The organism is Kocuria sp. SM24M-10 (assembly GCF_001027955.1).
Lineage (GTDB): Bacteria > Actinomycetota > Actinomycetes > Actinomycetales > Micrococcaceae > Kocuria > Kocuria oceani.
Map to the genome: position 1 here is coordinate 19,001 of NZ_LDNX01000168.1, position 10,100 is coordinate 29,100.

A 10,100-nucleotide genomic window follows, 5' to 3' on the forward strand; every position below is an offset into this window, starting at 1 on the left:
CATGGCGATCGCCTTCCGCTACGCCGCGCGCTCCGACGTGGGCAGGGTCCGTTCGAAGAACGACGACTCCGCCTACGCGGGCCGGCACCTCGCGGTGGTCGCCGACGGCATGGGCGGGCACGTGGGCGGGGACGTCGCCTCCGCGTCCGCGGTCATGGACCTCACCTCCCTCGACCGGCCGGGGCACCACGGCGACGGCGCCACCGTGCTCGCGGACGAGATCCAGAACGCCAACCAGAACCTGGCCCGGCTGGTCCTGGGCAACCCCCGCCTCGGCGGGATGGGGACCACCGTCACGGCGCTGCTGGCCGACGAGGACGAGATCGTCGTCGCCCACATCGGCGACTCGCGGGCCTACCGGCTGCGCGGGGACGAGTTCCACCAAATCACCCGGGACCACACGTTCGTGCAGCGGCTCATCGACGAGGGACGGCTGCGCCCGGACGAGGCGGAGTCCCACCCCCACAAGAACGTCCTGATGCGCGTGCTCGGGGACGTGGACGCCTCCCCCGAGATCGAGGTGGAGACCGTCCGCCCCGAGATCGGCGAACGGTGGCTGCTGTGCTCGGACGGGCTCAACGCCGTGGTCCGGCCCGAGACCATCGAGTCCGTGCTGCGCTCCGGGGACGACCTCAACCAGATCGTGGACACCCTCGTGGAGCTGACCCTGGACCGCGGGGCACCGGACAACGTCACCGTGGTGGTGGTGCAGGTGTTCGCGACCGACGACGACGCCCCGGTCGCGCCGCAGACCGGCGAGGCGCGCGGCGCGGTCCCGGACCCCGGCTTCGCCCGGACCTCGGACGAGCTGACCGGGGATGCGGCCGCCGGCCCGGAGTCCGCGGAGTCCTCCGCCGCGGTGCTGCGCCGCGACCTCGCGGCCCGTCCGCACCTGCTGGTGGGCGCCGCCGCCAACGCCACCCAGACCGGGCGCATCCCCACGGTGAGCGACAGCATCCTGCAGCGCCGCGCGACCCTGCTGCAGACCTCCGCGCCGGACACCCTGGCCGATCCCCAGGAGGTCGAGTCGGCGCTGCACCGGGCGGAGGCCACGGCCCCGTCCCCGCGCCGGCGCCGGAACCGGCGCGCGTTCACCGTGCTCGCCCTGGCCACGGTCGGGCTGCTGCTGGTGGCCGGCGGGTGGCTGACGACGAACTGGATCAACTCCCAGTACTACGTGGGCGAGCAGCAGGGCAGCGTGGCCATCTACAGCGGGGTCTCCCAGTCGCTGGGCCCCGTGAGCCTCAGCGACCTGGAGCGGACCACCGACCTGCGGGTCGAGGACCTGCCCGGCTACACCCAGGAGCGGGTCCGCAACGCCATCCCGGCGGGGAGCCTGGAGGAGGCCTTGCGGATCGTGCAGGAGCTGCGCGAGTCCGCCCCGGGCGCCGGCCCCGGGGCGGAGCCGCGCCCCACCGGCACCGTCCGCCGGGCCACCTCCTCGCCCACCACGGCCCAGGACGCGTCCCCCACGGCGTCGCCCGCCGCGAGCCCCGGAGGTGACCGATGAGCTCCACCGCCGGAACCCGCTCCCCCGAGGAGCCCGCCGAGGCCCGGCAGAAGCCGCGGCGGCTCACCGAGCTGTTGCTGCTGGTCGTGGCCGTGGCCATCGGCGTGGGCGCCAACATCCTCGTGGACCCGGACCAGCTCGGCACCGGGGACCCGCACATCCTGGTCTCCGGCCTGGTGCTGGGCGTCGGCGCGCTGCTCCTGCACCTGGTGGTCCGTCTGCGGGCCACGTACGCGGACCCCTACGTGCTGCCCATCGTGGTGGCCCTCAACGGCCTCGGCATCGCCATGATCCACCGCATCGACCTCACCACCGACCAGTCCGCCGCGCAGTCCCAGGTGCTGTGGACGGGGCTGGCGATGACCGCCGCCGGCCTGGTGCTCTGGTTCCTCAAGGACCACCGGGTGCTTCGCCGGATCACCTACATCTCCCTGGTGCTCAGCGGCCTGCTCCTGCTCCTGCCCCTGCTGCCGGGGCTCGGTGTGGAGCTCAACGGCGCCCGGATCTGGATCTCCGTGGGCGGGCGCACCTTCCAGCCGGGCGAGGTCGCTAAGATCACCCTGGCCGTCTTCTTCGCCGGCTACCTCTCGACCAACCGCGACCTCATCCTCCTGGCCGGCAAGAAGCTCGGTCCCGTGCGGCTGCCGCGGTTCCGGGACATGGCCCCCATGTTCGCCGCCTGGCTGGTGGCCATCGGCGTGCTGGTGTTCCAGCGCGACCTCGGCTCCGCGATCCTGTACTTCGGGCTGTTCCTGGCCATGATCTACCTCGCCACGAGCCGGTTGAGCTGGATCGTGATCGGCCTGCTGCTCGTGGCCGTCGGCGGCTTCCTCGCGAGCCGGGTCTTCGGCCACGTGGCGGCGCGCCTGGACTCCTGGCTCAACGCCTTCGACCCGGAAGTCTTCAACCGGGCCCCCGGCGGGTCCGCCCAGATCGTCCAGGGCCTGTTCGGGCTCTCCTCGGGCGGGCTGTTCGGGCAGGGCCTGAGCCAGGGCCGGCCGGACCTCGTCTCCTACGCCAACTCGGACATGATCATCACCGCGTTCGGCGAGGAGCTGGGCCTGATCGGGCTCGGCGCGATCCTGATGCTCTTCTTCCTCTTCGTCAGCCGCGGGTTCCGCGCCGCCCTGGGCACCCGGGACGCCTTCGGCAAGCTGCTCGCGGCGGGGCTGTCCGCGGTCATCGTGCTGCAGCTGTTCGTGGTCGTGGGCGGCGTCACCCGGCTCATTCCCCTGACCGGCCTCACGACCCCGTTCATGTCCGCCGGGGGCTCCTCGCTGCTGTCCAACTGGATCATCGCGGCGATCATCCTGGCGATCTCGCACACGGCCCGCCGGCCCGTGGTCACCGGGCCCGCCACCGAGGCCGATCTCGCCGAGGTCGCCGCCTACGAGGCCGCCCTGCGGGAGGCCGCGCGGCGGGACGAGCAGGAGCGCGCCGAGCGCCGGGAGCGCCGGCGCGGAGCGGGCCGGGACGCGGAGGAGCGCACCGACGAGCGCACCGACGGCCGCACCGTCGAACGGCCGGCCGCGCGTCCGGACACGGCCCGCCAGCACGCGGTGCCCGGGGACACCGGGGCGACCGAGCCGATCGCGGCCGCCGGTCCGGGCGGGCGCCCGGTCTCCGAGGACGGGCCGGACGACGACGGCACCCCCACCGAGGCCATGTCCCGCCTCACCGACCAGGACCGCCGCACCCCGGGCAGTCCTGGGCGCACCGAGAACGGAGGAGCATCGTGAACCGGGCGATCCGACACACCTGGGTGGCCGGCGTGGCGATCTTCACCGTGCTGCTCCTGGCGCTGACCTACGTGCAGTTCTTCGCGGCGCGGACCCTCGAGGCCCACCCGTGGAACAACCGCAGCCTCTACGACCAGTTCGGCGCGGACCGAGGGGCGATCCTCGTGGACGGCGACGCGAAGGCCTCCTCCACGCCCTCGGACGACGACTTCGAGTACCAGCGCGTCTACACCGACCCGCTGTTGTACGGACACCTGACGGGCTACTTCTCGCTGGTCTACGGAGCCACCGGGCTCGAGGCGGCCCTGGGCGACGAGCTCTCCGGCGCGTCCGACGAACAGTTCTACGACCGTGTGGTCTCGATGTTCTCCGGCAACCAGCCCACCGGCGCGTCGGTCGAGCTGACCATCGACCCGGAGCTGCAGCGGACCGCCGCGGAGCTGCTGGAGGGACGCAAGGGCTCGATCGTCGCCCTCGACCCGGAGACCGGCGCGATCCTCGCCATGGTCTCCAGCCCCGGCTACGACCCCAACGAGCTCGCCTCCCACGACTCCGGCTCCGTGATCGCCGCCGCCGAGCGGCTCAACGCGGACCCGGCCGAGCCGCTCGTCAACCGCGCGATCTCCGGGGACCTGTACGCCCCGGCCTCGACGTTCAAGATCATCGACACCGTGGCGGCCCTGGAGTCGGGCGAGTACACCACGGAGTCCTCGATCCCCAACCCGCAGGAGCTGCCCCTGCCCGGCACCGACGTGACCCTGCCCAACTACGTGGGCGGAGGGTGCACCGCCCGCACCGAGGCGGACCTGGAGTTCGCGCTCGAGCAGTCCTGCAACACCCCCTTCGCCTCGATCGCTCTGGACCTCGGGGAGGACGCGATCCGCCGGACCGCCCAGAACTTCGGCTACGGCGAGTCCCTCTCCGTACCCCTGAAGGTGACGCCGTCGATCTTCCCCGAGGAGCTCAACGAGTCCCAGCTCGCGCTGTCCTCCATCGGCCAGTACGACGTGCGCACCACGCCCCTGCAGGTGGCCATGATGAGCGCCGCCATCGCCAACGACGGCCTGATGATGAAGCCCCAGCTCGTGGAGACCGTGCGCTCGGCCGATCTGTCCGTGATCGACGAGTTCACCCCCGAGCAGCTGCGCCGCTCCACGAGCGCGGAGGTCGCCAACACCGTCACCGACCTGATGGTGGAGGTCGTCGAGGACGGGATCGCCCGAGGTGCGGCCGTGCCCGGCGTCGAGGTGGCCGGCAAGACGGGCACCGCAGAGATCGGCTCGGAGGAGGGCCTCAACGACTCCTGGTTCACCGGCTTCGCCCCGGCCGACGACCCCCAGATCGCCCTCGCCGTGGTTTTCGAGGACGTGGACGTGGCGACCGGGTCCAGCCTGACCACCACGAGCGCCAAGCAACTCTTCGAGGCGGTGTTGAACAAGTGAGACCTTCGTCGAGCACCGTCCTGGGCGGGCGCTACGCACTGACCGATCGGATCGCGATCGGCGGCATGGGAGAGGTGTGGAAGGCCAAGGACCGGGTCCTGGGCCGCATCGTCGCCGTGAAGATCCTCAAGGAGGAGTACAACGGGGACCCGAACTTCCTGCAGCGCTTCCGCGCGGAGGCGCGGCACACCGCCCTGCTGAACCACCCCGGTGTCGCGAACGTCTTCGACTACGGCGAGGAGGAGGGCTCGGCCTTCCTCGTCATGGAGCTCGTCCCGGGCGAGCCGCTGTCCAACATCATCGAGCGGCGGAAGACCCTGGATGCCGACACGGTGCTCAACTACATCGGGCAGACGGCACGGGCGCTCGCGGCCGCGCACGCGCAGGGCCTGGTGCACCGCGACGTGAAGCCCGGCAACCTGATCATCACCCCGGACAACCGGGTGAAGGTCACGGACTTCGGGATCGCCCGCCTCGCGGACCAGGTGCCCCTCACGGCCACCGGCCAGGTGATGGGCACCGCCCAGTACCTCGCCCCGGAACAGGCCACGGGCCAGACCGCCACGGGCTCCTCGGACATCTACTCCCTGGGCATCATCGGCTACGAGTGCCTGGCCGGACGCCGGCCCTTCACCGGGGAGTCGCAGATCGCGATCGCCCTCGCCCAGGTCAACGACCCGCCGCCCGCACTGCCCGAGGACGTGCCGGACCCGGTGCAGGCCCTCGTGATGTCGATGCTCGCCAAGGACCCCAAGGACCGCCCGGCCACGGCGGGGGCCCTCGCCACCGCCGTGGACGCGCTGCGGCGCGGGGACGAGGCCGCGGCGGTCTCCGCCGTGCCCGGGATGCGGGCCTTCCTCGACCTGCCCGACGACGAGGCCACCCAGGCCTTCGAGCCCGTCGCCGACGCGCCGACCCGGCTGCTGGAGCGGGACAGCACCGCCCGGGCGGCCGGGGCTGCGGCGGCCGGCGCCGGGGTCGCCGCCGCGGCCGGCCCGGCGCGGCCCATCACGGCCGAGCTGGACGTCGTCGAGCCTTCCCGCGCGCCGGGCGGCGGTGCTTCTGCGGCGGACCCGGTTCCGCCGGCGGGGCCCCGCCGCGAACGGGGCTCCGCGTGGGCCTGGCTGCTGGGCGTGCTGCTGACGCTGGCCCTGCTCGCCGGGCTGCTGTGGTTCTTCCTCCTCCGGCAGCCCGAACCCGTGGCGCCGGAGCCGACCCCCACGGGCACGGTCTCCACCACGGTCGTGCCGGAGGAGACGACCGCCCCGCCCGCGGACGCTGCGGAGACCGTGGAGGTCCTCGCGGCCCGGTACGAGGGCCGCCCGGTCGACGACGTGGTGCAGGAGCTCTCCGACCTCGGCTTCCGGGTCGAGCGGCAGGGCCAGACCTCGGACCAGGAGGAGAACACGGTCCTGTCCGTGAGCCCCGTCGGCCAGGTGCAGCGGGGGGCCACGGTCACGGTGTCCTTCTCCACCGGACCCGACACCGTGGAGCTGCCCTCCGGGATGGTCGGACAGCAGGCGGATCCGCTGATCGACGAGATCCGGCTGCTCGGGGTGAACATCATCCGGTACGACGAGCCCACCGAGGACGCCGCGCCGGGCACGGTGCTGCGCACCCAGCCCCTGGGCGGCTCGACCGTCCGCCCCGGCGACACCATCGAGATGTGGGTGGCCGTGGCCCCGGAGAGCGCTCCGACCGCCGAGCCGTCCCCGACGCCCTCCGCGCCTCCCACCGCGACGCCCACCGGACCCGGCCAGGAGGGCTGAGCCGTGCCGGCCCGCAACGTGGTTCCCCCTCTGATCAACGACCGCTACGAGGTGGGCGAGACGATCGGGCGCGGCGGGATGGCCACGGTCCACGTGGGACGGGACCTGCGGCTCGGCCGGCGGGTGGCGATCAAGGTGCTCCGGCCCGAGCTGGCCCGGGACGCGACCTTCCACGAGCGCTTCAAGCGGGAGGCGCAGTCCGTGGCGGCTCTCAACCACCACTCGATCGTCTCCGTGTACGACACCGGCGAGATCCTGGCCCGGACCGACGAGGGCGTGGACCGGCCGTTCATCGTGATGGAGTACGTGCCCGGCCGGACCCTGCGGGAGCTGATCCACGAGGACGCGGTCACGCCGCGGGACGCCGTGGACATCACCCTGGGGATCCTGGACGCCCTCGAGTACAGCCACCGGGCCGGGATCGTCCACCGGGACATCAAGCCGGCGAACGTGATCGTCACCCCGGAGCGCCAGGTGAAGGTCATGGACTTCGGGATCGCCCGGGCGGTGGAGGACACCTCCCCGGCGCTCACGCAGGCCCAGGCCGTCCTGGGGACGGCGCAGTACCTGTCCCCGGAGCAGGCGCGGGGTGAGTCGGTGGACGCCCGCTCGGACCTCTACTCCGCCGCGTGCGTGCTCTTCGAGATGCTCACCGGGCGCGCGCCGTTCGTGGGCGAGTCCTCCGTGGACATCGCCGCCCAGCACGTGCGGGACCGTCCGCCCGCCCCGTCCGAGCTCGACCCACGGATCGGGCATCGGGTGGACGAGTTCATGGCCAGGGCCCTGGACAAGGACCGCGAGGCCCGTTTCCAGGACGCCGGGCAGATGCGCCGGGCCCTGCGGGAGCTGCGCCCGGCCGTGCCGGAGGACCTCGAGGCCACACAGTCCCTGCGGGCGGTGCCGGGGCGGGACGAGGACACGAAGACGCTGCCGCCCGTGCCGGCCCCCGTCCCCGCGCTGGCGCCCCCCGCGGTCGCCCCGGCCGCCGCTGCGGGCATCGCGGCGGGCAGCGCGGCGGCGGTCGGCGATGCCGGCCACGGCTCGGCCCCGGTGCGGCGGCGGCGTCCGCTGCGCACGGCCCTGCTCGCCCTGCTCGTCCTCGCGCTGCTCGCCGTCCTCGGCGTCGTGGCCCTCCAGTGGGTCCAGGGGCAGCGCGGTGGGCCCGCACTCGTGGCGGTGCCCTACGTCGCCGGCATGGACGCCTCGGTGGCGGAGACGGCGCTGCGCAGTGCCGACCTGGTGCCCGAGCGCGAGCAGGTCTACGACGACGAGGTGCCCGAGGGCGACGTGGTGGGCACCGACCCCGCGGCCGACACCCGGGTCGAGGAGGGCACCACGGTCGTCCTCGAGGTCTCCCGGGGACCTGCCGAGGTGGAGGTGCCGGACGACCTCGCCGGCCGCTCCGAGGAGCAGGCCCGGGAGGCCCTGGAGTCGGCGGGGCTCGAGGTCGGGTCCACCCGCACGGCGAACAGCTCCTGGGTGCCCGAGGGAGCGGTGGTCGCCACCGATCCCGACGGCGGGACCACCGTCCCGAGCGGCTCCGAGGTGGAGCTCGTCGTGTCCACGGGACGGGTGACCGTGCCGCAGCTCGTGGGCCTGAGCCGCCAGGCGGCCGTCGCCGCCCTCGGCGCGGACGAGGTCCGGCTCTCCGCCGAGATCGTCACCACCGCCCGGTCCGGGGTGCCGGCCGGACAGGTGGTGGACCAGAGCGTGGACGCGGGCCAGTCCGCTCCGCAGGGCGCCACCGTGACGCTCACCGTGGCCGTCACCCCCGCCCCCGCCCCCGAGCCGACCCCTGAGCCGACTCCCGAGCCGACCGTCCCGCCCACCCCGACGCCGTCCCCCGAGCAGACGGAGGAGCCCACCGAGGAGAGCACGGAGGAGCCCACCGAGGAGAGCACGGAGGAGCCCGCCGAGGAGAGCACGGAAGAACCGGCCGAAGAACCGGCTGAGGAGCCCGGGGCGGACAGCACCGAGGAGGACCGGTCCGACGCCGAGGAGCGGGCGGACGAGCGCGCCCGTGGGCAGGCCGGACGCGCGGACGAGCGCGCCCGTGGGCAGGCCGGACGCGCGGACGAGCGCGCCCGCGACGACGGATGACCCGGGCCCGGGCCGCGCTCAGACGGAGATCAGCGGCGACAGCGAGCCCGCCGCCCGCGCCGCGCCCTTGAGCCCCACGAGCTCGAGCCAGTTGCCGAGCATCTGGTAGCCGCCCTCGGTGAGGACCGACTCGGGGTGGAACTGCAGTCCGTGCAGCGGCGCGCTCCGGTGCCGCAGGCCCATGATGACCCCGTTGGGGGTGCGCGCCGTGACCTCCAGGACCTCGGGGACCGACTGGTCGACCACGGCGAGGGAGTGGTAGCGCGTTGCGGTGAACGGGCTGGGCACTCCGCCGAAGACGCTCGACCCGTTGTGCTCCACGCGGGACGTCTTCCCGTGCATGAGCTCCTCCGCGTGGGTGACGGTCCCGCCGTAGGCCTCCGCGAGCGCCTGGTGGCCGAGGCAGACGCCCAGCAGCGGCTGCCCGGTCCGCTCGGCATTGCGGATCAGGGGGGTGCACACCCCGGCGTCGGCGGGTGCGCCGGGGCCCGGGGAGAGCAGGACGCCGTGGTGCTCACCCGCGAGGGCGCACGCGGCGGCCTCGTCCAGGTCGTCGTTGCGGATCACCGTGGTGCGGGCGCCGAGCTGCTCGAGGTAGCCGACCAGGGTGTAGACGAAGCTGTCGTAGTTGTCCACGACGAGGATCTTGACGGTCACGGGATCTCCTGGGAGTGGGGTGCCGGATCGGCACGTGCGCCCGTCCAGCTTACGCGCCCGCGGTGGGGTGCGCACCGGACGGCTAGACTGGGCCACTGGACCCCCCGCCGTGAACGCGGCCCGCTTGGTGACCAGGAGGATCAGTGCCCGAGTCGAAGAACCGCCGCAAGAAGCCCGCCCGCCGGCCGGGAGGGTCCGGCCGGACGGCACCGGCCGCCGGCCCGCAGGTCGACGAGGAGCTCGCACGGCTGGCGGCTGAGGGACTGCCCGGAGGGTCCACCGCCTACGACCCGGACGCGACCGCCGCCGCGGTGGCGCAGGAGCTGACCGAGAGCTCCCGGCACGGCTCCCCGGAGAGCCACGCCCCCACCCCCACCTGGTACAAGGCCGTCATGCTGGGGCTGCTCGTCGTCGGGCTGCTGTGGCTGATCGTCTACTACCTCTTCCAGGGCGCCTACCCCGTGCCGGGGATCGGGACGTGGAACATCGCCGTGGGCCTGGGCCTGATGATGGCCGGCCTGATCATGACCACGAAGTGGCGCTGACGGCGGCCCGGACCGCCTGACGGGCGGTGCGCGGTCCGCCGCGCCTACTGAGAGAATGGGGGCGGATCCCGACGACCACGGAGGAAACGTGTCCCATTCCAGCACCGACCCGGAGGAGCCGCGCGACCGGCCGCCGCGACCGCTCGAGGACGAGATCGCCGCGTCCCGGCCCCGGCGCGGCGGGCGGATCAATCCCGCCACGTTCGAGGTGCGGCTGCGCCGGTGGGCGCTGCTGCTGCTGATCACCGTCCCGGCCGTCTGGTTCGTGGTGCAGCGGCTCACCTGACGCGCACCGGCGACGACCGACGGCCGGCGGCCCGCACCCCCGGGGGTGCGGG

8 protein-coding genes are annotated in these 10,100 nt (G+C 73.7%); 7 read left to right on the forward strand and 1 reads right to left on the reverse strand.

The window, feature by feature from the left end; genetic code table 11:
- Position 1 precedes the first annotated feature (1 nt).
- From ABL57_RS19660 to pknB, 5 genes are read left to right on the forward strand one after another with little or no spacing between them, the layout of a single operon-like run.
- The gene (locus ABL57_RS19660) at positions 2-1,510 is read left to right on the forward strand and encodes a PP2C family serine/threonine-protein phosphatase (RefSeq protein WP_047805174.1); all 1,509 of its coding nucleotides are present in this window, start codon (positions 2-4) and stop codon (positions 1,508-1,510) included.
- A complete protein-coding gene (locus tag ABL57_RS19665) occupies positions 1,507-3,249 on the forward strand; it encodes an FtsW/RodA/SpoVE family cell cycle protein (protein WP_047805175.1) in 1,743 nt (580 codons plus the stop codon). The genes ABL57_RS19660 and ABL57_RS19665 overlap by 4 nt, the downstream gene beginning before the upstream one ends.
- A complete protein-coding gene (locus ABL57_RS19670; protein WP_047805176.1) occupies positions 3,246-4,691 on the forward strand; it encodes a penicillin-binding protein 2 in 1,446 nt (481 codons plus the stop codon). Before ABL57_RS19665 ends, ABL57_RS19670 begins: the two co-directional genes overlap by 4 nt.
- Positions 4,688-6,460 (forward strand): protein kinase, encoded by a 1,773-nt coding sequence (locus tag ABL57_RS19675; RefSeq protein WP_047805177.1) that lies wholly within the window; start codon positions 4,688-4,690, stop codon positions 6,458-6,460. Before ABL57_RS19670 ends, ABL57_RS19675 begins: the two co-directional genes overlap by 4 nt.
- A gap of 3 nt (positions 6,461-6,463) precedes the next feature.
- Positions 6,464-8,560, forward strand: coding sequence for a Stk1 family PASTA domain-containing Ser/Thr kinase (gene pknB, locus ABL57_RS19680; RefSeq protein WP_047805178.1), 2,097 nt, complete (start codon positions 6,464-6,466; stop codon positions 8,558-8,560).
- An 18-nt stretch (positions 8,561-8,578) separates the two neighbouring features.
- On the opposite strand, the gene ABL57_RS19685 is transcribed toward pknB, so the two are convergent.
- Positions 8,579-9,217, reverse strand: a complete 639-nt coding sequence (locus ABL57_RS19685) for an aminodeoxychorismate/anthranilate synthase component II (RefSeq protein WP_047805179.1) — start codon at positions 9,215-9,217, stop codon at positions 8,579-8,581.
- Positions 9,218-9,360: 143 nt separating this feature from the next.
- On the opposite strand from ABL57_RS19685, the gene ABL57_RS22795 reads away from it, so the two are divergent.
- Positions 9,361-9,762, forward strand: a complete 402-nt coding sequence (locus ABL57_RS22795; protein WP_203225692.1) for a cell division protein CrgA — start codon at positions 9,361-9,363, stop codon at positions 9,760-9,762.
- 88 nt (positions 9,763-9,850) lie between these two features.
- Positions 9,851-10,048, forward strand: a complete 198-nt coding sequence (locus ABL57_RS19695; RefSeq protein ID WP_062736223.1) for a hypothetical protein — start codon at positions 9,851-9,853, stop codon at positions 10,046-10,048.
- Positions 10,049-10,100 lie beyond the last annotated feature (52 nt).

Coding starts and splice junctions, on each gene's coding strand:
- ABL57_RS19660 (WP_047805174.1), top strand. CDS start 2: ATGGCGATCGCCTTCCGCTACGCCGCGCGCTCCGACGTGGGCAGGGTC.
- ABL57_RS19665 (WP_047805175.1), top strand. CDS start 1,507: ATGAGCTCCACCGCCGGAACCCGCTCCCCCGAGGAGCCCGCCGAGGCC.